12 protein-coding genes are annotated in these 22,224 nt (G+C 65.9%); 9 read left to right on the top strand and 3 right to left on the bottom strand.

The window, feature by feature from the left end:
- Positions 1 to 109 precede the first annotated feature (109 nt).
- Positions 110 to 604 (top strand): hypothetical protein, encoded by a 495-nt coding sequence (locus BN1132_RS04305; protein ID WP_042075320.1) that lies wholly within the window; start codon positions 110 to 112, stop codon positions 602 to 604.
- Here the strand turns inward: BN1132_RS04305 and BN1132_RS04310 are convergent.
- Positions 567 to 2,204: an EAL domain-containing protein gene (locus BN1132_RS04310; RefSeq protein ID WP_042075321.1), complete on the bottom strand. Its 1,638-nt coding sequence runs from the start codon at positions 2,202 to 2,204 to the stop codon at positions 567 to 569. The two genes, BN1132_RS04305 and BN1132_RS04310, sit on opposite strands and share 38 nt — an antisense overlap.
- A 188-nt stretch (positions 2,205 to 2,392) precedes the next feature.
- Between BN1132_RS04310 and glgC the strand changes: the two genes are divergently transcribed.
- Positions 2,393 to 3,667 (top strand): glucose-1-phosphate adenylyltransferase, encoded by a 1,275-nt coding sequence (glgC, locus tag BN1132_RS04315; RefSeq protein ID WP_042075322.1) that lies wholly within the window; start codon positions 2,393 to 2,395, stop codon positions 3,665 to 3,667.
- Between the two features lie 71 nt (positions 3,668 to 3,738).
- Here the strand turns inward: glgC and BN1132_RS04320 are convergent, their stop codons facing one another.
- The gene (locus BN1132_RS04320; protein WP_042075589.1) at positions 3,739 to 5,739 is read right to left on the bottom strand and encodes a hypothetical protein; all 2,001 of its coding nucleotides are present in this window, start codon (positions 5,737 to 5,739) and stop codon (positions 3,739 to 3,741) included.
- 146 nt (positions 5,740 to 5,885) lie between these two features.
- Complete coding sequence (locus tag BN1132_RS04325; RefSeq protein ID WP_042075324.1) at positions 5,886 to 6,437, bottom strand: lipoprotein; 552 nt, start codon at positions 6,435 to 6,437, stop codon at positions 5,886 to 5,888.
- Between the two features lie 321 nt (positions 6,438 to 6,758).
- Between BN1132_RS04325 and BN1132_RS04330 the strand changes: the two genes are divergently transcribed.
- Genes BN1132_RS04330 through amoH form a run of 7 tightly spaced genes read left to right on the top strand, consistent with a single transcriptional unit; the run spans position 6,759 to position 22,219 of the window.
- Positions 6,759 to 7,946, top strand: a complete 1,188-nt coding sequence (locus tag BN1132_RS04330; RefSeq protein WP_042075326.1) for an isochorismate synthase — start codon at positions 6,759 to 6,761, stop codon at positions 7,944 to 7,946.
- Positions 7,943 to 9,607 (top strand): amonabactin biosynthesis (2,3-dihydroxybenzoyl)adenylate synthase AmoE, encoded by a 1,665-nt coding sequence (gene amoE / locus BN1132_RS04335; RefSeq protein ID WP_042075328.1) that lies wholly within the window; start codon positions 7,943 to 7,945, stop codon positions 9,605 to 9,607. Before BN1132_RS04330 ends, amoE begins: the two co-directional genes overlap by 4 nt.
- Positions 9,608 to 9,611: 4 nt before the next feature.
- Positions 9,612 to 10,535 (top strand): amonabactin biosynthesis bifunctional protein AmoB, encoded by a 924-nt coding sequence (gene amoB / locus BN1132_RS04340; protein ID WP_042075330.1) that lies wholly within the window; start codon positions 9,612 to 9,614, stop codon positions 10,533 to 10,535.
- Complete coding sequence (amoF, locus tag BN1132_RS04345; RefSeq protein ID WP_042075331.1) at positions 10,532 to 13,621, top strand: amonabactin biosynthesis non-ribosomal peptide synthetase AmoF; 3,090 nt, start codon at positions 10,532 to 10,534, stop codon at positions 13,619 to 13,621. The genes amoB and amoF overlap by 4 nt, the downstream gene beginning before the upstream one ends.
- Before the next feature lie 20 nt (positions 13,622 to 13,641).
- Positions 13,642 to 14,391 (top strand): amonabactin biosynthesis protein AmoA, encoded by a 750-nt coding sequence (gene amoA / locus BN1132_RS04350; protein ID WP_042075332.1) that lies wholly within the window; start codon positions 13,642 to 13,644, stop codon positions 14,389 to 14,391.
- A 14-nt stretch (positions 14,392 to 14,405) separates the two neighbouring features.
- A complete protein-coding gene (gene amoG / locus BN1132_RS04355) occupies positions 14,406 to 20,678 on the top strand; it encodes an amonabactin biosynthesis non-ribosomal peptide synthetase AmoG (RefSeq protein WP_042075334.1) in 6,273 nt (2,090 codons plus the stop codon).
- Positions 20,675 to 22,219: an amonabactin biosynthesis glycine adenylation protein AmoH gene (gene amoH / locus BN1132_RS04360; RefSeq protein ID WP_042075336.1), complete on the top strand. Its 1,545-nt coding sequence runs from the start codon at positions 20,675 to 20,677 to the stop codon at positions 22,217 to 22,219. The genes amoG and amoH overlap by 4 nt, the downstream gene beginning before the upstream one ends.
- The last annotated feature ends 5 nt before the right edge of the window (positions 22,220 to 22,224 follow it).

Raw genomic sequence — 22,224 nt, forward strand, 5'->3', positions numbered from 1 at the left:
GGGACCGGTTTTTTTATGCTGGGCCCTGAACCCGGCTGAAAAGGCGTTTTGGCTTTGCACCCGCTCCCCCGATGGGTCATCATGATCCCTTTGCCGATCGGGAGATGACATGTTTGTCTTTGACGTGACCACACGAGCGGGGGCGCAGGCGCAGATCCGGGTGCAGGCGCTGGACTGGGGCCAGAGCGGCCCGGTGAGCTTCCAGTGCGACAACGACGAGCTGGCCCTGGTGCTGCTGACCGGCTGTCGCTGCGATGCGGTGGGTTACTTCAACCTGCTGGGGGGCTGCAAGCCGCTTTATGTGGAGCAGTGGCTCGCCTACCTGCAGGAGCGCGGCCATCTCGACAAGCAGAGTTGCCGGCTGGAGAGCCCGTCCCAGGAGGACTATCTGGCCAAGGTCGGGCTGGATGACGAGGAGCTCAATGCCCTGCTCGGCCAAGTCTACAAGGTGGCCGGGTTCAACCGTCTGCAGATCAACCGTTACCTCAAGCATCGCCACAACCCGACCATGCTGGCGACCCGTTACGACCAGAAGGAGCTGGAGCGCTATCGCCAGCTCAACGACATCATTCTGACCCTGTTGAAGCTGAAACGCTCTCCGTGAAGATCCCCTGCTGACCCATCTCCGGCCCCAGCTCCTGGGGTCGGGCGATCAGATAGCCCTGCAGGCCGTCCACGTACATGCTCTGCAGCATCTGCTTCTGTCCTATCTGCTCCACCCCCTCCGCAATCACCAGGCAACCCATGCGATGGGAGACGTCGACTATCATCCGCACGAACTGCTGGTTGGTGAGATCCTGCTCCAGCTCGGTAATGAGGCCGGGATCCAGCTTGATGTAGTCGGGCTTGAGCTCGCGAAACAGGCTGAAGGAGCCGATCCCCTTGCCGAAGTTGCAGATGGCAGAGCGGCTGCCGTGGCGCCTGAGCAGTTCGAACAGCCGCTTGGCCCCCGTCAGATTGCGCTCCAGATGCTCCTCGTCGAGCTCGAACACCAGGTTGGCCCCGATGTCGGGATCCTTTTGCAACTGATGGTCGAGCCAGATCAGGAAGGCGCTGTTTTGCAGCAGGCTACCCGGCAGGTTGAGGCCCCAGCGGCTGCTGTGGTTGCCGAACGCCCTGTACTGGCGGATGACGTGACGGATCACCATCTGGGCCAGGCGCAGCACCATGTCCAGCCGCTGCGCCATGGCGAGCAGGGTGTCGCTTGGCAGCACGGTGCCGTCGCTGCCGCAAAAACGGGGGTAGATCTCGTGATAGGCCAGCATGCCGCGATGCAGGGGCTGGATGGACTGGCTGGTGAAGCTGACGCTCTCCTGCTCCAGCAGCTCGGTCAATACCTGGGTCCAGTGGCGTTGCCCCTGAATTTCGACCACCTCGTCGCTCTGCTGGATGGCCCAGCCGTTGACTGCCTCCGTCTGGGCCCGCGCCAGCGCCAGATCCGCCCTGGCCAGGATGGCCTCTATCTTCTGCTCGCTGCTGAGCCGGGTCATGCCCGAGTAGGCGGCGCTCTCCAGCTCATGGTCGTGCTGATAGCGATCGAAGGCGAGTTTCAGATCCCGCCCCAGCAGGTGCGGGGGGATCTGGGCCAGGGGCGGCATCAGGACCGCAAAGTCGGCGCCCGAGATGCGATAGACCTGGTGGCCGGGGAAGCGGCTCACCGTGTGGCTGATGAGGGCGGCGATGTCCCGGATGTAGGCATCGCCGGACTGGAAACCGCGCTGGGCGTTGAGCTTGCCAAGCTCGGTGGCGCGGATCAGTATCAGGATGGCGGTCTGGGTGTTCTCCTGCTGCAACAGCTCGGTCAGATCGCGCCTGAAGGCATGGCGGTTGTGCAGGCCCGTCATCTCGTCCCGGGTCGCCTGGTTGTGCAGCTCGGTGATCTGGCGATGGGCGTCGAGTTCGGCCTCATTGAAGGAGGCGAGCAACTGGCGCAGTGCCGTCTGTGCCTCTACGCTGTCCAGCATGGCGGGATCCCGCTGCTGCAGCGCCTGCAGCCAGCGCTGCTCCTGCCTCGCCCGTTCCCCCCGACGCACGCTGTGGGTGAGAAAGAGCAGCAGGGCAAAGCCCGTCAGGGTGGTCGTCATGACCAGCAGCAGGGTGAGCGGCGAGGCGGGGGGAGCGAGCAGGATCCCCTGCAGCAGCAGCATGGGAATGCAGACCAGCGCGCTGACCAGCAGCAGGTTCCCCTCATCTTTGTTCAACATCGTTCCATCCTTGATGATGTTCGTGATGTAGAAATTCTAACCAAGTCGCAGGCGCAATACATGAGTACTCACGCAACTCCATGATAAAGCACCGGCGGAATGCAACTAAATGTGAGTGAAAACACTTTCACAGTCTGTAAAAAAGGCGAAGATGGGTTGAAAACAGCCCCAACAGAGCAGAGGTAGATATGTTGCTAGAACCCGTAGACACAGCCAAAGCACGGCAACTATTGAATCAGAGTATGGCCTTGGTGCTCGCAGGGGGACGGGGCAGCCGCCTGAAGCAGTTGACCGACAACCGCGCCAAGCCCGCCGTCCATTTTGGCGGTAAATTCCGCATCATCGACTTCGTGCTCTCCAACTGCATCAACTCCGGCATCCGCCGGGTGGGTGTGGTGACCCAGTACAAGTCCCACAGCCTGCTGCGCCACCTGCAATCGGGGTGGTCCTTCCTGCGCTACCAGATGAACGAGTTCATCGATCTGCTGCCCGCCCAGCAACGGGTGGACGAGGTGCACTGGTATCGCGGCACCGCGGACGCCATCTACCAGAACGTGGACATCATCCGCGACTACGGCCCCAAATACATAGTGGTGCTGGCGGGTGACCATATCTACAAGATGGACTATGCCGCCATGCTGCTCGATCACGTGCGCCTCGGCGCCAAGGTGACGGTGGCCTGCATCGAGGTGCCGCGCGCGGAGGCGTCCGCCTTCGGGGTGATGGACATCGACGAGCAGCGCAAGATCCGTGCCTTCGTGGAGAAACCCGCCAACCCGCCTGCCATGCCGGGGAATGACCAGGTCTCCCTGGCCTCCATGGGGATCTACATCTTCGATGCGGAGTACCTCTATCAGCTGCTGGAGGAGGACATCCACAACCAGGAGTCCAAACACGACTTCGGCATGGACGTGATCCCGCGCATCGTGGGGGAGGGCAAGGCGTTTGCCCACCCGTTCACCATGTCCTGCGTCGGGGCCAGGGAGGGACAAAAACCCTACTGGCGCGACGTGGGCACCCTGGACTCCTTCTGGGAGGCGAACATGGATCTCGCCTCCGTGGTGCCCGAGCTCGACATCTATGACGAAAACTGGCCCATCTGGACCAGCCAGAACATGTCGCCGCCCGCCAAGTTCGTGCAGGACAGAAACGGCCAGCACGGCATGACCATCAACTCCATGTTTGCGGGGGGCTCCATCGTCAGCGGCTCCTTCGTGCTCAACTCGGTGCTCTTCAGCAATGTGCGGGTGCACTCCTTCTGCACCCTGGATCAGGCGGTGATCTTCCCCGGTGTCGAGATCGGGGCCGGCTGCCGGTTGCGCCGGGTGGTGGTGGACAAGGGCTGCAAGCTGCCCGACGGCCTGGTGGTGGGGGAGAATGCGGACGAGGATGTCCGCCGCTTCTACCGCTCCGAGCAGGGCATAGTGCTGGTGACCAAGGAGATGCTGGCCAAACTGGGCTGACGCCATTGCCAGACGCCACAAGTAAAAAGGGAGCCGCTATGGCTCCCTTTGCTTGTTCAGCCGGCGGCTGATTATTTTTCGCTGATCAGGGCCTTGCCTGCCATCACCATGGCGGTGCCGTGCTTGCCACCGGCGGCGGTCACCTGGGGGACGCCGTCTTCGTCGGTGTCATGGCCTGCGCCGTCGATGACGTTCTCGCCGGAGTCGCCGACCCATTCGGCCATCTGCATGCCGCCGTTATTGGTGCCGCGGAACCAGCTGACATATTGCTGGGTCAGCTTGGCGAGCTCCAGCTCGGGCGCCTTCTCGCCGCCTTCGTTGCGCAGGTTCAGCATGGCGGAGCGCAGGGCGCCGGAGATGGCGGCCTGGGTCCAGGGGGTGTATTCGCCCTGCGTACCTGCGAGCCAGGTACCGGCCTTGGCATTGAAGTAGGCCTTGTCGGTGGCGATGAAGAGATCGCGGGCCGCGGTGCGGTACTTGGCATTCGAGGTGGCCAGGAAGGCGGCGGTCAGGCCGCGGATGGCGGCAAACTGCGTCTCGATGGACTGGCCCGCGTCAAGCTGGCCACCCAGGGTCAGACCGTCGTGTACCAGGCCGTTCTTGCCCTTGAGGTTGGCCAGGATGAAATCGGCCTGCTTGCGCACCAGCGCGAGCGCCTGCTGACCCTGCTGGGTCTTGAGGTTCAGCTCGCCGTTGTCACCGGCGGCGTAGCCGACCGGCAGGGCATCCTGGGCGCGCTGGAAGATCTGCAGGGCGACCAGGGCGTAGGCGGCGTCGAAGGTGGTGACGTGCTGGCTCTGCTTGCCTGCCTGCCAGCTGTCGACCAGGGTGCCGGCCTTGGCATTGAAGTGCAGGGCATCGAGGTTCTTGAAGGTGAGGTTGGAGAGGTTCAGCGCCAGGGAGAAGGCATCGCTGCCCGCCACCGCCTTGCCCAGATCATTGGTCTGGTTGGCAGCCGGGGCGGCGGCGAACGGGGCACCGTCGAACACGGCGTGGAAGGTCGGGTTCTGATTGGTGTTTGCCGTGCGCTGATCGCTGAAGGCATAGAACTCGGAGAGGGGCCACAGCAGCATCCAGGCGTCGCGCAGCTGGGCGGAGCCGTCCACCACCTCCAGCTTGCCGATGGCGCCCGCATCGTTCTTGGCTGTCTCGGTGACCTTCACCTGATGGGGGAAGTAGACAACACCCTTGGCCGGATCGTACTGCGGGGTGATCTTGGCGCCCAGGGTCTTGCCGTCGAAGCCGAGCTGGCCCTGCAGGATGGCCAGCTTGTCGATGGACTGCTCGGTCAGCATCATGCCGTTGAAGCCGTCGGCGGCGGAGACCCCCAGCTTGTGCTTGCCGTCCTGATCCATGGTGGCGGAAGCCGCTTCCACCTCTTCATCGCTCTCGGCCACGTGCATGCCGCCGAGGAAGTCCTGGGACCACATCACCTCCTTGAGCAGGATGCCGCCCACGGCCGCCGGCACCAGCAGGTTGTCACTGCCGCTCCAGCGCAGGGTGGCGTAGTCGCGGAAGTAGGCCGGCACCTGGGTCTTGACTCTCTTCTCGTTGCCCTTGGCGGGCTTGATGGTGATCTGGTCGCCATTGACCGGGGTGGTGTTCACGGCTTGCGCGAACTCCGGGTTGGCGGAGGCGTAGGGCAGGGAGAGGGGATACATGCCCTGGGGGATTTCATCGGCCGGGAAGCCAACGGCCTCGGCCATGGCTAGCACCCGCTTGCCCAGGTCGGCCAGGGTGCCACCACGGGCCAGGTTCTGCGGCCCGTTCACCAGGTGCGGGCCCATGCCGGACTGGTAATTGAGGGCGTACATGGCCTCTTCGGAGTATTCATAGGATTCGATGCCGGCGGCGAAGTCGAACGGGGTGGGCTCATCGGCGCGGTTGGCGTCCAGCACATCCAGATCCAGGCCGAGGGCCTCGGCCAGCGGCTCGCCGGAGAGCTCGAATTCGGTGTAGGCCAGCATGTTGGCGGCGGTGTTGAAGGTCTTGTCTTCCACCTTGACGGCAGCGTGCGCGGCACTGCTGAGCAACGCACAGGCGATCGCCTGCACCAGTACGGTTTTTCTCATGTCCTTTTCACCCATATATTTGATTTTATTATGACGCTTCTCATGAATCTAAATGAGAATGGTGTGCATTATGGGGCAAAAGGACGGGCTTGAGAAGTGAAAAGCCGCGCTGCCGAGTGTTGTGGAGAGAAGCGCGGCGATAAGCATTACATCAGCTTGAAAGGGATCACCAATCGACCCGGCTCCACCTTGAGGGCCTCGACCTTGTCCTTGAGCCGCGCCTCGCTCTGGCGGCTGCCATCGAGCCGATAGACCGGGGTCTGGGAGAGGAACAGGGAGAGGGACTGGTTGAAGGTGGGCAGCAGCGGGGTGAGGGCGGCCCCCACGTCGGCCGGCTCTGTCTTGACCGAGAGCAGCTCCAGATCGCGCAGGTAGATGGCGCCCTGCTCGGCCACATAGTCCGGGCGTGCCCGCAGGGAGAGGCGGATCTTCATCTGCTGGCTGCCAAGGGGGCTCGCCACCTGCAGATCGCCGGCGGCGTCCAATTCGACCTTGTCGGCCTGGCTGCGACCGATACGGCTCTGCATGTCATCGAGGCGGATCTTGCTCGACATGATGCCGGGGATCCCCAGCTGCTTCTCGAAGGCGACTCGCTCCTTGAGGTACTGGTTGATCTCCCCCTCGCTGACGCTGTACTGGGTGAGGGAGCAGGCTGCCAGCAGCAGGGCGAAGGGGAGCAGAAGCAGGTGTTTCAACATGGGAAGGTTCCATCAAATGGGTGGCAACAACAGATGGCGCCATCTTAGGGGCAAAGCGGGTCGGCCGCCAGTGGGGGCCCCTCGTCCCGTTTCTGTCGCATTCCCCATATGGGGATGGCAATCCGTTTTCATTCGAGTAGCGTTGTCATCCCCTGTGCCAACAGGCCCGCCATGGCGCCGTCCCCGCAATACCCACAGACAGGCTCCTGTTTTATCACCTCAGAATCCCATTGACCCCGTGATTTCAAAGCGAGTATTTTACCGCCGCACAAAGTCAAACTGATAATCATTATCATTTTGAATCTTCTTTGAGGGAGTAACGTGAATACTCGTGTAATGGACAATGGCGCACCTGCCGAGGCGAAGATGTCGCCTGATTTCTTGTTTACCTCGGGTCAGGGCACTCTCAGTGCCACTGACCTGGGCCAGCCTATCACCACCCCCGCCTGCGATTGGCCCCTGCTGGCACAGCAGATAACTCTGGCCCTCGATGCCGCCAGGGTCGCCGGCCAGGCCAACCCCCTGCTTATCGGTGCCTTCGCGTTCGATCCGGCGGAGGCCTCCTGCCTCTATGTGCCCGGCCGCTATAAGTGGGGCGAGAAACTAGCCCCGATAGAGCCGACACCGGCGACAGAAGTGGAGCAGACCGTCGAGGCCAACCGGGTCATCTCGGTGCAGAGCACCCCGCCGGCCAGCGAATTCCAGGCCTCGGTCAGCGCGGCGCTGGATGCGTTTGCACAAGGCCGGCTATCCAAGGTGGTGTTGTCGCGCAAGCTGACACTCACCCTGCATCAACCCGCCGATCCGAAGCGGGTGATGACCCGTCTGATGGCCCAGAATCCCCACGCCTTCCACTTCTCCCTGCCGCTCGGCCAGGGCCGCCGCCTGCTTGGCGCCAGTCCGGAGCTGCTGCTGCGGGTCAGCGGGGGAGAGGTGTTCACCCACCCGCTGGCGGGCTCCGCCAGACGGGCGAGCGAGCCGGCGCAAGACGAAATGGTCGCCCGGGATCTGCTGGCCTCTCGCAAGGATCAGCATGAACACAAGTTGGTGATCGACGAGATCCGCCGGGTGTTGACCCCCCACTGCCGCGAGCTGGCGATCCCGTCCAGCCCCTCGCTGATGAGCACGGATACCCTCTGGCATCTGGGCACCCCCATCGCCGGGCGGCTCAATGGCGGCGAGGCATCGGTGCTCTCCTTGGCCTGCCAGCTTCATCCCACCCCGGCCCTGTGCGGCTATCCCACCGATCTGGCCCGCCAGTTTATTCGCGAGCAGGAGCCCTTCCGGCGAGCCCTCTTCAGCGGCATCGTCGGCTGGTGCGACAGCCAGGGCAACGGCGAGTGGGCCGTGGTGATCCGCTGCGGGGTGCTCGACGGCCATCAGGTGGAGCTGTTTGCCGGCGCCGGTATCGTTGCGGGCTCGGATCCCGCCATGGAGTGGGCCGAGACCGGCACCAAGCTGGGGACCATGCTCAAAGCCCTGGGCCTGGATTTGGAGGTGGCGCAATGAGCTTCCTGCCCTATACCCGCTGGCCCGACGCATTGGCGGAGCGTTACCGCGCCAAGGGCTATTGGCGCGGCGAGCCGCTGACCGCCATGCTGGCGCGTCAGTGCGAGCTGGCCCCCGATGCCGAGGCCATCCTCTGCGGCGAGCGCCGCTTCAGCTATGGCGAGCTGGACGCCGCCTCGAGCCGGCTGGCCGCGAATCTGGCCCACCATGGCCTGGGGGTGGGGGACACCGCGCTGGTGCAGCTCTCCAACGTGGCCGAGTTCTATCTGGTGTTCTTCGCCCTGCTGAAAGCCGGTATCGCGCCGGTCAACGCGCTCTTTAGTCACAACCGGCTGGAGCTCCTCTCTTATGCCGAGCAGATCACACCGCGCCTCTTTGTCGGCTCGCTGGCCCATCCGCTGTTTGCGAGCAAGGGTCGCGAGAGCGAGCTGCTGACAACCATCGGCGCCGAGCTGGTGCTGCTGGATGGCGATGAGGGGGAGCTGGGGCTGACCCGCTGGTTGGCGAAGGGGGCTGAGAGTGAGCCGGTGAAATCTGGCCCGACCCCGGCGGACGAGGTGGCTTTCTTCCAGCTCTCCGGCGGCAGCACCGGCACCCCCAAGCTCATCCCCCGCACCCACGACGATTACCTGTACAGCGTGCGCCGCAGCAATGAAATCTGTGAATTGGGGCCCCATACCCGCTATCTGTGCGCCCTGCCGGCGCCCCACAACTTCCCTCTGAGCTCCCCTGGCGCTCTGGGGGTGTTCGAGGCGGGCGGCACCGTGGTGCTCGCGCCCGACCCCAGCCCCATCAGCTGTTTCCCGCTGATTGCCCGCCACAGGGTCAACCTCACCTCGCTGGTGCCGCCGGCGGTCTCGCTCTGGCTGCAGGCCGCGGAAGCGGACCCCACTGCGCGCACTCAGCTCGAGAGCCTCGACTTGCTGCAAGTGGGCGGCGCCAAGCTGGGGGAGGCGGTGGCCAGCAAGATAGGGCCGCTGCTCGGCTGCCGGCTGCAGCAGGTGTTCGGCATGGCGGAGGGGCTGGTGAACTACACCCGGCTGGACGACCCCGACGAGAAGGTCATTCACACCCAGGGCCGCCCTATGAGCCCGGACGACGAGGTGCGCATCCTCGATGAGGCGGGCAACCCGGTTGCCCCCGGCGAGCCTGGCGCCCTGCACACCCGCGGTCCCTACACCTTCCGCGGTTACTACCAGAGTCCGGCCCACAACGCCCGGGTGTTCGATGCCGAGGGTTTCTACTGCTCCGGCGATCTGGTGGTACAGGATGCCGATGGTTACCTCACCGTGGTCGGGCGGCAGAAGGATCAGATCAACCGGGGCGGCGAGAAGATCGCGGCGGAAGAGGTGGAAAACCAGCTGCTGCACCACCCGGCCATCACCCATGCGGCCCTGGTCTCCATGCCCGACAGCGCCATGGGGGAGAAGAGCTGCGCCTTCATCGTCAGCACGGATCCCGCCTTGAAGCCGCTGGCCTTGCGCAAGTTTCTGCGTGAGCGCGGGGTGGCGGACTTCAAGCTGCCCGACCGTTTCGAAACCCTGGACGCCCTGCCCATGACGGCGGTGGGCAAGATTGACAAGCAGGGGCTGCGGGCGCGCATTGCGCACGCCATCGCCGCCAACCAGCCTCTACAGCATAAAACTAAAAAGGAATCATGACGTTATGGCTATCCCAACCCTGAACAATTACGCCATGCCCAGCCAGTGGAAGGCCAACAAGGTCGACTGGTCCCTGGACTCCAAACGCGCCGCCCTGCTGATCCACGACATGCAGGAGTACTTCACCGCCTTCTATGGCGAGAACAGCCCGCTGATCGCGGAACTCACCCAGCGCCTGGCCGCCGTGCGCAAGCAGTGCAAGGCCCTCGGCATCCCGGTCTTCTACACCGCCCAGCCCAAGGATCAATCCCCTGAAGATCGCGCCCTGCTCAATGACATGTGGGGCCCGGGGCTCAACAAACGGCCAGAGCAGCAGCAGGTGGTCGCAGCACTCTGCCCAGAGCGGGACGACACCGTGCTGGTCAAGTGGCGCTACAGCGCCTTCCAGCGCTCCGAGCTCGAGCAGATGCTCAAAGCGCTGGGGCGGGATCAGCTGATCATCGGCGGCATCTACGGCCATATCGGCTGCATGATGACCGCCTGCGACGCCTTCATGCGCGACATCCAGCCCTTCTTCCTGGCGGACGGGGTGGCGGATTTCTCCCTGGCCGACCACCAGATGGCGCTCGACTACGTGGCGACCCGCTGCGGCAAGGTGATCCGCTGCGAGGAGGTGTTGGTCCTTGCCCCGGCTTCCGTTTCTGCCGCCCAGAGCAATCCGTTGTCCGCCAATCCGTTGCTGACGTATGAGGGGCTCAAGGCGCGGCTGCTGAGTCACATCGACGAGGACGAAGATGAGTTTGACCCCGACGAGAACCTCATCGACTACGGTCTGGATTCGGTGCGGATCATGGCCCTGCTTACCGAGTGGCGCGCCGCCGGAGTGGAGCTCGGCTTCGTGGATCTCGCCAAGCTGCCGACCCTCAACGGCTGGTGGCGCCTCATCGAGGCCAGGCTGGCAGCCCAGGCCCTGGAGGTGACCCCATGAACCGCTTCCCCTTGACCATCCCCCAGCAGGGGCTCTGGTCCGGACATCTGCTGAACGACGACAAGGCGATGTTCAACACCGCCGAGTGCATCGCCTTCGACGGCAAGGTCGAGGCGACCGTGCTGGTCGCAGCCCTTGCCAAGGCGGTGGGGGAGTGCGAGGCGCTCAAGGGCCACTTCGAAGACGATAAGGAGACGGTCTGCTTCGTCTCGCATGAGCGGCCCCTGGCCTATGAAGAGGTCTCTCTCGCGCGCGATGACGAGACGCTGGCCCGCGCCTGGGCCTGGGCCGATCTGCGCCGCCCGTTCGAGTTGACCCAAGAGGCGCCCTGCCGCTTCGCCCTGTTGCGCGGCCCCGGCCGCGATTATCTCTACAGCTGCGTGCACCATATTGCGCTGGATGGCTTTGGCACCACCTTGCTGTTCCAGCGCATCGCCGAGCTGTATGCAGAGGGGCTGGCCGGTGAGATGAACTCCCCGTCGCCCTTCGGTTCTTTGGCGGAGGTGCTGGCGGAAGAGGCGAGCCGCGAGCAGAGCGGCAAGAACGCCGCCGCCCGCGGCTTCTGGCAGGAGCAGCTGCAAGGCTGGCCCGAGGTGAAGTCCTTTGGCGAGACCCGCGCGCCCATCGCGGCCGAATTTCTCCGCGAGAGCCGCCCGCTGCCGGCGGCGCTGTGGCAATCCCTGACCGGCTTTGCCGACGAGCACAAGCTGGGCTGGCCCGATCTGCTGCTGGCCGGCCTCTCTGCCCAACTGTCGCTTTCGAGCGGCCAGGATAAGACCCTGCTCGGCCTGATGATGATGAACCGCATCGGCTCGGCGTCCCTGACCGTGCCCTGCATGCAGATGAACATCACTCCCCTGGCTCTGGAGCTTGATGACGCGTTGGATCTGGCCGGGGCTGCCGGCGCCGTGGTCAAGGCCAAACGCGGGGTGCGTAAACACCAGCACTACCGCTACGAGCTGCTGCGCCGCGATCTTGGCCTGGTGGGGGGTGACAAGCGCCTGTTCGGCCCGCTGGTCAACATCATGCCGTTCGATCACGCTCGCCTTTTCGGGCCGTTATCTGCCCATATTCTCAACATCAGCGCCGGCCCGGTGGAGGATCTCACCATAGAGGTGCAGGTCGGCGTCGATGGCCAGCCCAGACTGGATCTGGACGCCAACCCCGGCTGCTACCAGCAGGGGGAGCTGGCGGCCATCGCCGATACCCTGTTTGCCCTGCTGGGACGCTGGCTGGCCGAGCCCGCCCAGACCCTGGGGACCCTCAAGGCCGACTGGCTGGCCGAGCAGCGAGCCAGCGCCCTGATCGCCGGCCCCGTCCATGAAGCTCTCCAGGTGCGGCCGGTGCTGGAGGCGCTCTGCCACTTTGCTGCCCAGACCCCGGACAAGATTGCGCTGGAGCAGGGAGAGGTCCGCTTCAGCTACGAGGCGCTGCTGGCCAGATCCGAACAGATGGCGGCCGCCCTGCAGGCCGAAGGCGTCGCCCCCGGCGACAAGGTGGGGGTCATGCTGGCCCGCACCCCCCAGGCCATCTTCGTCCAGTTGGCGGTGCTGCTGGCCGGCGCTGTCTACGTGCCGCTCGACCCCGAGCAGCCGCTGGAGCGCCAGGGCCATATTCTGCGGCTGGGGGAGGTCAAGACCCTGATCACCCAGGCGGAGTACCGCCACAAGCTGGCCAGCCTGTTTGAGGGGCGCACCCTGCTGGCGGGGGATCTAGTGAGCATTGATCGGCTCAACCAGCCGGCCGCCGGTCGCGCCGTCGCCTACCTGATGTTTACCTCGGGCTCCACCGGTCTGCCCAAGGGGGTGGCGGTGAGCCACGGCGCGCTGGATCACTTCGCCGCCGCCGCCCGCTGCCGCTACCACTTGGGCGAGGGCGCGCGGATGCTGCAATTCGCCCCCTTCAACTTCGACGCCAGCATCGAGGAGGTGTTCGCCACCCTGAGCGCCGGTGCCACCCTGGTGCTGCGCACCGACGCCCTGCTCGAATCCATGCCCGCCTTTGCGGCCGGGGTGGAGCAGATGGGGATCACCCACCTCGACCTGCCCACCGCGTTCTGGAACGAGTGGGTGGTGGCGCTGACGGCGGGCCAGGCCCACATTCCTGCCAATCTGGCCACCGTCATCATCGGCGGCGAGGCAGTCTACCCCGAGCAGCTGGCCCAGTGGCAGCGTCAGGGCCGCTCCGATGTGCGCCTGTTCAACACCTACGGCCCCACCGAAACCACAGTGGTGGTGACCACCCAGGAGCTGCAGCAGGAAGACCCGAGCCAGGCCCAGTTGCCCATCGGCCTGCCGCTGCCCGGTATGCAGGCGCTTATCTTGGGGGCGGGGGAGCAACCCGCCAGCGAGGGAGAGCTGGTGCTGCTCGGCCCGCAGCTGGCCAACGGCTACGTGGGAGGTGTGCAGGGGAGCTTTGGCACCCTGCGTGTCGGGGCGAAGCAGATGCCCGTCTATCGCACCGGCGATCGGGTGCGCTTGGTGGCCGGCCGGCTGGTCTACCTCGGTCGGCGCGACAACGAATTCAAGATAAGCGGCTATCGCATCCAGCCCGGCGAAGTGGAGGCCCAGCTGCTGGCCCTGCCCGGGTTGGACGAGGCCTGCGTGCAGGGGGTGAGCATCGGCAGCGTGCGCCGGCTGGTGGCCTTCGTGGCGGGGCCGGAGCGCGACAGCCGGGTCATCAAGGCGCAGCTGGCCAGGGTGCTGCCTGCCGCCATGATCCCCACCGACTATCGCCACTATGACCAGCTGCCCCGTACCGGCTCCAACAAACTGGATCGCAAGGCCCTGCTGGCCGCCTACCAGGCGGGCGGCGAAGCCCTGACCCTGGGCAGCGAGACCGAGAACCGGGTTGGCGCCATCTGGCAGCAGATCCTGGGGCTGGCCACCATGGGGCCCGCTGACAACTTCTTCGAACTGGGGGGCCAGTCCCTGCAGACCATCCAGATCGTCAACCGGCTCGGTGCCGAGTTCGGGGTGCAGGTCAAGGTCTCCGACGTGTTCGATCACCCTCGCCTGGATGATTTCTGCCGTTTCCTCGACGGCCTGCTTGCCGAGGACGAAGAGAGCGTGGAGATGGTGTGGTGATGGATAAGGAGCAACAAGCAATGGCCTTTGATTTCACTGGCAAGCGGGTCTGGGTGACCGGGGCCGGGCGCGGCATCGGCCGCGAGGTGGCCACGCAGTTCGTGGCGGCCGGCGCAATCGTGGTGGGGCTGGATCTGGCGTTTCCCGAAGCCGACTACCCCTATGCCACCCGGCTGCTCGATATCGGCGATTCGAAGGCGGTCAACACCTGCTGCGCAGCGCTGCTGGCGGACGGCGGGCTGGATGTGCTGGTGAACGGGGCCGGGGTGCTGCGCCTCGGCCCCACCGACGCCTTGAGCGATGACGATTGGCACGACTGCATGACGGTCAACGCCAGCGGCGTCTTCTATCTGCTGCGGGCCCTGGTGCCCCACTTCAAGGGACAGAGGCGCGGTGCCATCGTCACCATCGGCTCCAACGCCGCCCATGTGCCGCGCATGCAGATGGCGGCCTATTGCGCCTCCAAGGCGGCGGTCACCAGCCTGACCCAGACGGTGGGGCTGGAGCTGGCCCCCTTCGGCGTGCGCGCCAACCTGGTGTCGCCGGGCTCGACGGATACCCCCATGCTGCGCGGCATGCTGCCAAGCGAGGAGGCCATGGCCCGCACCATCGCCGGGTTGCCGGAGCAGTTCAAGCTCGGCATCCCTCTGCGCAAGGTGGCCACCCCGGCGGAGATCGCCCATACCGTCCTCTTCCTGGCCTCGGATCTGGCCAGCCACATCACGCTGCAGGATCTGGTCGTCGACGGCGGCGCCACCCTGAGTGCCTGAGGCTTGAGAAACAGATGAACAATATGATTTTGCTGTTGAAACAGCTGGAACGGCAGGGGGTCAAGCTGGCGCTGAACGACAAGGGCCAGCTTATCTCCCAGTCGAGCAAGGAGGCGGTGACACCGGCCATCGGCGCCACCATCAAGGCCCACAAGGATGAGCTGGTGCGCTGCCTGGCGGCCCGTGCCGCCTTCGAGGCGCCTATCGTCGCCGAGGGGGCCTTGCAGGGGCCGCTCTCGTCGTCCCAGAGCGGGCTCTGGTTTATCGAGCAGTACGAGGAGGCCTCCCACCTCTACAACATGCCGGTCTATTTTCGCGTCAAGGGAGAGCTGGACACGGCGGCGCTGGAGTTTGCCTTCGACCACCTGTTTGCCCGCCACCCCAGCATGCGCACCCGCTTCATCAAGGATGAGGCGGGCAGGGGCGCGCAGGAGATCCTGCCCCACGTGCCCTTCACGCTGCAGATTGAGGACGTGAGCGCAGAGCCCATTGCCGAGCGGGAGGCCTATGTGGCCCGCCGGGTGCGCGAGGAGATTGGCCGCCCCTTCTCCCTGACCCAGGGGGATCTCAGCCGGGTGCATCTGATACGGCTGGGCAGCCGCGAACACGTGTTGCTGATCACCCAGCACCACATCATCTCCGACGGCTGGTCGGTCAAGAACATGTTCGCGGATCTCAAGCGCGCCTTTCTTGCCCACCAGAACCGCGAGCCCCTGCAGGTGAGCGAGCTGCCGCTCACCTACATCGACTATGCCCGCTGGTTCAACTCACCGCGTTTTCTCGATTATCACGCCGAGTTCAAGCCGTTCTGGGTCGACAGGCTCGGTGGCAGCCCCGAGGTGCACGGCCTGCCGCTGGACAAGCCGCGCCCGGCCCATCAGGACAGCGGCGGCGAGCTGGTCTTCTCCACCATCGACAACGATCTGTGGGAGAGCTTCAAGCGCCTCTGTCAGCGTCACAGCACCTCCAACTTCATCGGTCTGCACGCCCTGTTTGCCCTGCTGATGGTGCGCCAGAGCGGCGAGAAGGAGGTGGTGATCGGCACCCCGCTCGCCTATCGCGAGCGCCATGAGATCGAGTCGCTGGTGGGCTTCTTCGTCAACACCCTGGTGCTGCGCACTCAACTCAGCGGCAAGCCCAGCTTTGTCGACTATCTGCAGCAGTGCCGGGAGGAGGATCTGGCGGCCTTCGATCACCAGCTCTACCGCTTCGAGGCGCTGGCCGAGGCCATCGGCGCCGATCGCACCACCGCCATCAACCCCATCTTCCAGATCATGCTGGTCTATCAGGCCAAGGTGGACTTCAACGATCTCATCCCCGGCTGCCAGCTGGTGGAGGAGACCTCGCCTGTGCTACCGGCCAAGACCGACATCTCGGTCAAGGTGACCGAGCTGATGGATTCCGTCAGGGTGGACTGGCTGTTTGCCACCGCCCTGTTCGAGCGAGAGACCATCCAGGTTTATGCCGATCGCCTGCTGCACCTGATGCGCGCCGTGGTGGCGGCCCCCGAGACCGACATCTGGCAACTGCCGCTGGAGGCGGGCACCGACCAGGCAGCGATGGCCGCACAGCTTGCCGACTTGCCGCCGGATTACCACAACCGCGATACCCTGCTCTGTCATATCGAACGGCGGGCTGGGCAGTGCCCAGACGCCCTGGCGGTCCGCGACGGTGCGCAATCTTTGACCTATGGCGAGCTGGAGGCTCGCGCCAACCGGCTGGCCCACTGGCTGCAGGCTCGCGGCGTCACCCCGGGCGCCGCCATCGGCATCCAGGCGAGACGCGATGTCGCCTTCGTGGTTGCCCTGCTCGCCAGCTGGAAGGCGGGGGCGGCCTATGTACCCCTCGACCCTGCCTATCCCGCCGAGCGGCTGGCCCATATCCTCGGCGATGCATCCATCAGCCTGGTGCTGGGTGGCGTGCCGGACCCGCGGCTTGGCGAGGCGCTGGCGGGCACGACTGCCGCGTATCACGATCTGCACGGGCTGGCGCTGGACAAGATGCCAACCAGCACGCCTGCACTGCCTCGAGACGCCGCCATGCTGGCCCAGATCATCTACACCTCCGGCAGCACCGGCCTGCCCAAGGGAGTCATGGTGGAGCAGGGCAGCCTGGTCAACCTGATGGCGGATCATGGCGAGCGCATCGCCCTTGATCAGAATGGGGCCATGTTCAACTGCATGTCCCTCTCGTTCGATGCGGGCAACATGACCAGCTTGCTGCCCCTTTACTGCGGTGCGGCCCTGCACTTCGGCGAGCCGGGCGAGGGGGTGATCAGTGCCGCGATCGCTTGCGGTGCCAGCCATATGATCCTGCCCACGGCGCTGTTGGCGAATCTATTGCCAGCGGCGGATCTCGGTTCCCTCAAGGCCATCGGTTTTGGCGGCGAGGCGTGCCCGAGCAGCCTGGTGGAGCGTTGGGGGGAGCGGGTGGCGCTGTTCAACATGTACGGCCCGACCGAGTGCACCGTCACCGCGCTCTGCGCGCGGCTCACCCCGGGGGAGCCCATCACCATAGGTCGACCGGTCAACCACCTGAAGGCGCTGATCCTGGACGAGGCGGGCAACCTCTGCCCGGTGGGGGTGCCCGGCGAGCTCTGCCTGGCAGGGTTGGGGCTGGCCCGCGGCTACCTCAATCTGCCGGAGCGCACCCAGGAGGCCTTTATCGAGCTGGCGCTGGCGGAACGTACCCATCGCCTCTATCGCACCGGCGATCGGGCCCTGCTGCGCCGCGATAGCAACATCCAGTATCTGGGCCGGATAGACGAGCAGATCAAGCTGCGCGGCTATCGCATCGAGCCGGGGGAGATAGAGACCCGGCTTGCCGAATTGTGCCCGGTCATCCGCCAGATCAAGGTGGTGGTGCAGGAGGGTCGTCTGCTCGCTTACGCCTGTTTGCAGGCCGGGGCGAGCGAGCCCGACGGCGACGCCCTGCTGCAGCGAGCCGGCGAGTGCCTGCCCGAATACATGGTGCCGGCGCGCCTCTGCTGGCTGCCCGAGATGCCGCTCACCCCCAACGGCAAGCTGGACTTGCGCCGCTTGCCCGCCATCGTCTGGCAGCAGAGCAAGGGCGAGCCGCAAAACGAACTGGAGCAGACAGTGCTGGCCATCTGGCAAGGGGTGCTCAAGCAACCGCTCGGGGTGGAGGATGACTTCTTCCGCTTGGGCGGTGACTCCATCCTCAGCATCCAGCTCACCACCCGGCTGCGGGATGCGGGACTGCATTGCAGCGTGAAGGACGTGTTCGAAGCCAAGACGGTGCGTCGCCTCTGCCGCCAGCTCGGCCAGCAGCAGGCAGTCAGCCACAGGAGCGAGCAGGGCAGCCTGACCGGCGAGTTCCCGCTCCACCCCATTCAGCACTGGTTCTTCGAGCAGGGCTTTGCCAAGTCCGGTCACTGGAACCAGGGGGTGATCCTGCGCCTGCCGGCCGGGGTGGACGATGAGGCCCTGCGCGGCTGGCTGGATGCGTTGCGCCAGCACCACGATGCCCTGCGTCTGGCGGTGACCCCGACCGGCCAGCGCTACCTGGCCGAACTGCCATTGCCGCCGCTGCCGACCCTGGATGCCGCCAATTTCGATGAGGCCAAGCTGCAGGCCCGCCTGACCGAGCTGCAGGGAGATTTCGACCCTGCCAGCGGCCACACCCTGGCCTGGGCCCGCCTGCGCAATCTCGCCCTCGAGGGGGCGCGCGAGGGCGAGACGGTGGAGGGGCTCTTCCTCGCCTTCCATCACCTGGTCATCGATGCGGTCTCCTGGCGCATTCTGGCCGAAGATCTGGCTCGGGTGAGCAGGGGCGAGCCGCTGCCCGCCAAGGGCAGCAGCTATCGCCAGTGGGGCGAGGGGCTGGCGGCCTACGCCAAACGGGAAGAGGAACAGCTTGGCTTCTGGCTGGCTCAGGGGGAAGGCAGCCAGGGTCACCTGCTGGAAGCGGCGCGCGCCGCCGATGGCCGAGCCGCCGCCAGCCTGCTGCAACTGAGTCAGGAGACCACGGTTCGTCTCATCGACGCCGCCAACCAGGCCTACTTCACCCGGGTGCCCGACCTGTTGCTGGCGGCACTGACTCGTACCCTGAGCGAGCAGGGTTACGGCAGCCGTCACTGCGTGATGCTGGAAGGACACGGCCGTGAGGCCATCGATGCTGAACTGGACGTGAGCCGTACCCTCGGCTGGTTTACCAGCACCTACCCGCTGGCGCTGGCGGATGCCGGGGCGTGGGATGCGCTGGTGTGCGCCACCAAGGAGCAGCTGCGCGCCGTGCCGGACAAGGGGGTGGGTTTCAACGCCCTGCGGCTGCACCACCCACGTGGCTGGGCACTGCCCGAAGCCCTGGTGGTCTTCAACTATCTGGGGGTCAGCCATCAGGGCGAGGCCGCTCAACCCTGGCAACCCCTGCCGCTGGCGCCGGGGGCCCCCACGTCCCCTGACAACCTGCCGCGCGAGCTGGTCAGTCTGCACGGGGGCGTGTTTGATGGCCGCCTCACCCTGCGCCAGGTGGGCGCCCTCAACCAGCAGGCGAGCGACGCCTTGATGGCGCGGCTGGCGGACAACCTGACGGCGCTGGTGGAACACTGCTGCGCGGTGAAGGCCCCACGCCATACCCCGAGCGACTTCCCGGGGCTTGGCCTCTCGCAAAGCGCGCTCGATCGGGTGCTGAGCGGGCGCGAGGTGGAGACTCTGCTGCCGATGACCTCTTTGCAGCAGAGCATGTTCCATCACAGGGCGTTGCTGCCCGGGGATCACGCCTATCACCTGCAGACCGAGATGGACTATCACCAGCCGCTGGACGTGGCGGTCTACCGTCAGGCCTGGCAGGGGCAGATCGCCCTTTGGCCGGCCCTTCGCAGCGAACTGGTGCTGGCGGACGGGGTGGCGCTCCAGCGCATCCTCAAGCATGCCGAGTTGCCATTCCACTATGAGGACTTGTCCGAGGTAGGGAATGAGGCGGGAGAGGCCGAGGCACGGGTCCAGGCCTATCGCGAGCAGGATCTGGCCCGCCCGATCCCGCTGGAACAGGCGCCCCTGCTGCGCCTTGCCTGCTTCAAATTGGCCCCCGATCACCACAAGGTGATCTTCAGCGCCCATCACGGCGTGCTGGATGGCTGGAGCGGCCCCGTGTTGCTGGGTTCCCTGCATCGCGGCTATCAGGCGCTGATGAACGGCCTGTTGCCGCAGCGCGAGCCGGATACGGCCTGGCTCGAATTTGGCCGCCATATCGCCAGCCAAACCCGCAGCGCCGACGCCTACTGGCAGGGGCGGGGCGAGCTCTTGGCAATGCCTAACGATCTCACCTGCCTGTTTGGGGTGACGCTGGACGCTAGCTCAAGCGGGCGCCATACCCAGCAGCGACCGGCGGTGCGAGCCACGGCATTGCCGGCCGAGGTGGCGACCTTGCTCGCGCACCGTGCCCGCGAGCTTGGCGTGACTGCGGGCCTGTTGGCCCAATATGCCTGGCACCGTCTGCTGGCACGCCGCTCTGGCGATGCCGTCACCCTGGTGGGCAATGTGACCCCGGGTAGGGATTACCCCATCGAGGGGATCACCGCGAGCGTCGGGCTCTACATCAACAGCCTGCCACTGGCGCTGGCGTGGTGCACCGAGCTGACCCTGGCCGAGCATATCGCCCGGTTGCAGACCGATTTGATGGCGCTCAACGAGCACGGCACCCAGTCACTGGCGGCACTGACCAAAGGCCGAGCACGCCTGTTCCAGAGTCTGTTCGTGTTCGAGAACTACCCCATGCCGGCGGTCCCTGCCGCCCCCGAACCCCACCAGCTGGTGCCGCGCTTTGGCACCGTGGTGGAGAAGGTGGAGCTGCCGCTCTCCTTGGTGGTCAGCAGCCGGGGCGAGACGCTCCAGCTGCGCCTCGAATTCGACGGCGAGCAGATCCCCGAGGACCGGGCCGAGGCGGTGCTGGCTGCCTGGCTGGCCGAGCTCGACTGGCTGGCGCAGGCGGATCTGAGCCAGCCGGCCAGAGTGGCGGCGGCACAGCCCCCGGTGATGCCACAGGTGGCCTCCACCAGGGCGGAGTCCGGCCTGGCTCAGCCGCCGGCCGAGGCCCGTGTGCTGGTGGCCCTGTGGGAGCGCCAGTGCGGCGTACCCGGCATCTGGCAGCAGACCCTGTGTGAACTCGGGGTGGATTCGGTGCAGCAGCTCGCCCTGCTGGCGGCCCTCAACGAGGCGTTTGGCCAGGAGCGGGCGCCGCTTACCCTGCAGACGCTCAAGGCCCACCCATCCCCCAGCCGGCTCTATCGACACTGGCTGGTGCGCCAAACGGAGGCCGCGCTATGACGGTGACCATCAAGCATGAGGCTTCGCTCGTGCAAACCCGGCCCGCCCCCCGCGAGGGGGCGGCCAATCTGGGTGCGCGGCTGGCGGCATGTCTGGCCGCCACCCCGCTGGCCCCCGCCATCCGTATGGGCGGGGAGGGCATCAGTGAGGGCGGATCAGATGAGCAGTGGCTTAGCTACGGCGCGCTCAATGATCGGGTTGCCCAGATTGCCGCCCGATTGCAGGGGCTGGCGGTGGGGGAGCGGGTCGGTCTCTATCTCTCCCGCAGCCCCGATCTGGTGGCCAGCCTGCTGGCCTGCCTGCGCCTCGGTCTCACCTTCGTGCCTCTTGAGCCGGACTTTCCGGTGGAGCGGCTGCAGGGGATCGCCCGTCAGGCGCGCCTGTCGGCGGTGATCTGCGACGGCGACAGGCCGGCTCCCGCCTTTGGCTGCCCGCTGCTCACCCTGGATGGGTCGGCAGCGGCAGGGGCCGTTTCCTGGCCCCTGGTGGATGACGCCCTGGCCGCCTACATGATGTTTACCTCGGGCTCCACCGGCGAGCCCAAGGGGGTGGTCATCAGCCGGCGGGCCCTGCTCTGCTTCCTCGACGGGATCCGCGAGCGGCTCGGGCTCTCACCGAACTGTCACTGGCTCTTTATCACCACCCCGGCCTTCGACATCTCCCTGCTGGAGATGCTGGGACCGCTCTGGGGCGGTGGCCGGCTGACGGTGGCTGGCGGCGAGCACAACAAGGATCCGCTGGGGATGCTGGCGCTGCTCGAGGCCGACCCCTCCCTCAACTGGCTGCAGGCCACCCCGGCCTGCTGGCGCATGCTGCTCAAGGCTGGCTGGCAGGGGCGCAATACCCTCACCGCCCTGTGCGGCGGCGAGGCGCTGGATTTGGGATTGGCCGAGCAGCTCTGTGCCCGCACCCGGCGACTGTGGAACTGCTACGGGCCCACCGAGGCCACCGTCTGGTCCCTGGTGAGCGAGGTGCGCTGGCCGCCGGCGGAGGGGCAGATCACCATCGGCCACAGCCTGCCAGGCTATCGGCACTGGGTGCTGGACGAGGCGGGGCAGCCGGTGGCAGAGGGGGAGTGCGGCGAGCTCTGCATCGAGAGCCCGGCCCTGTGCGAGGGGTACTGGCGCAAGCCGGCCTTGACCAGCGCCGCCTTCCTGCGCCTTGCCACCCATCGCCTCTATCGCACCGGCGATCGGGTGCGCCTCCTTGGGGCGGACAGCTTCCTCTATCTGGGACGGCGCGACGATCAGGTCAAGCTGCGGGGCTTTCGCATCGAGCTCGGCGAGGTGGAGGCGGGGCTGCGCCGCCAGGCCGGGGTGCAGGAGGCAGCGGTGCGCCTGGTGGGCGAGGGGGACGAGGCCATGCTGGTGGGCTACGTGGAGGCGAAAAGCGGGGTGACCCTCAATCGCCTGGCCCTGCGCAAGGGGTTGCAGGCAACGCTGCCGCACTACATGGTGCCGGCGCGGCTCATCCTGCTGGATGCCCTGCCCAAGACCGGCAGCGGCAAACTGGACAGAAAGGCGCTGCCCTTGCCGGAGTAAGTGCC

This window comes from Aeromonas sanarellii, from assembly GCF_000820085.1.
Lineage (GTDB): Bacteria > Pseudomonadota > Gammaproteobacteria > Enterobacterales > Aeromonadaceae > Aeromonas > Aeromonas sanarellii.

What these genes read in the sequence shown, in the direction of transcription:
- BN1132_RS04320 (WP_042075589.1), bottom strand. Translation starts at nt 5,739, where the DNA reads ATGAGAAAAACCGTACTGGTGCAGGCGATCGCCTGTGCGTTGCTCAGC.
- BN1132_RS04325 (WP_042075324.1), bottom strand. Translation starts at nt 6,437, where the DNA reads ATGTTGAAACACCTGCTTCTGCTCCCCTTCGCCCTGCTGCTGGCAGCC.
- amoE (WP_042075328.1), top strand. Translation starts at nt 7,943, where the DNA reads ATGAGCTTCCTGCCCTATACCCGCTGGCCCGACGCATTGGCGGAGCGT.
- BN1132_RS04310 (WP_042075321.1), bottom strand. Translation starts at nt 2,204, where the DNA reads ATGTTGAACAAAGATGAGGGGAACCTGCTGCTGGTCAGCGCGCTGGTC.
- amoG (WP_042075334.1), top strand. Translation starts at nt 14,406, where the DNA reads ATGAACAATATGATTTTGCTGTTGAAACAGCTGGAACGGCAGGGGGTC.
- amoA (WP_042075332.1), top strand. Translation starts at nt 13,642, where the DNA reads ATGGCCTTTGATTTCACTGGCAAGCGGGTCTGGGTGACCGGGGCCGGG.
- glgC (WP_042075322.1), top strand. Translation starts at nt 2,393, where the DNA reads ATGTTGCTAGAACCCGTAGACACAGCCAAAGCACGGCAACTATTGAAT.
- amoH (WP_042075336.1), top strand. Translation starts at nt 20,675, where the DNA reads ATGACGGTGACCATCAAGCATGAGGCTTCGCTCGTGCAAACCCGGCCC.
- amoF (WP_042075331.1), top strand. Translation starts at nt 10,532, where the DNA reads ATGAACCGCTTCCCCTTGACCATCCCCCAGCAGGGGCTCTGGTCCGGA.
- amoB (WP_042075330.1), top strand. Translation starts at nt 9,612, where the DNA reads ATGGCTATCCCAACCCTGAACAATTACGCCATGCCCAGCCAGTGGAAG.
- BN1132_RS04305 (WP_042075320.1), top strand. Translation starts at nt 110, where the DNA reads ATGTTTGTCTTTGACGTGACCACACGAGCGGGGGCGCAGGCGCAGATC.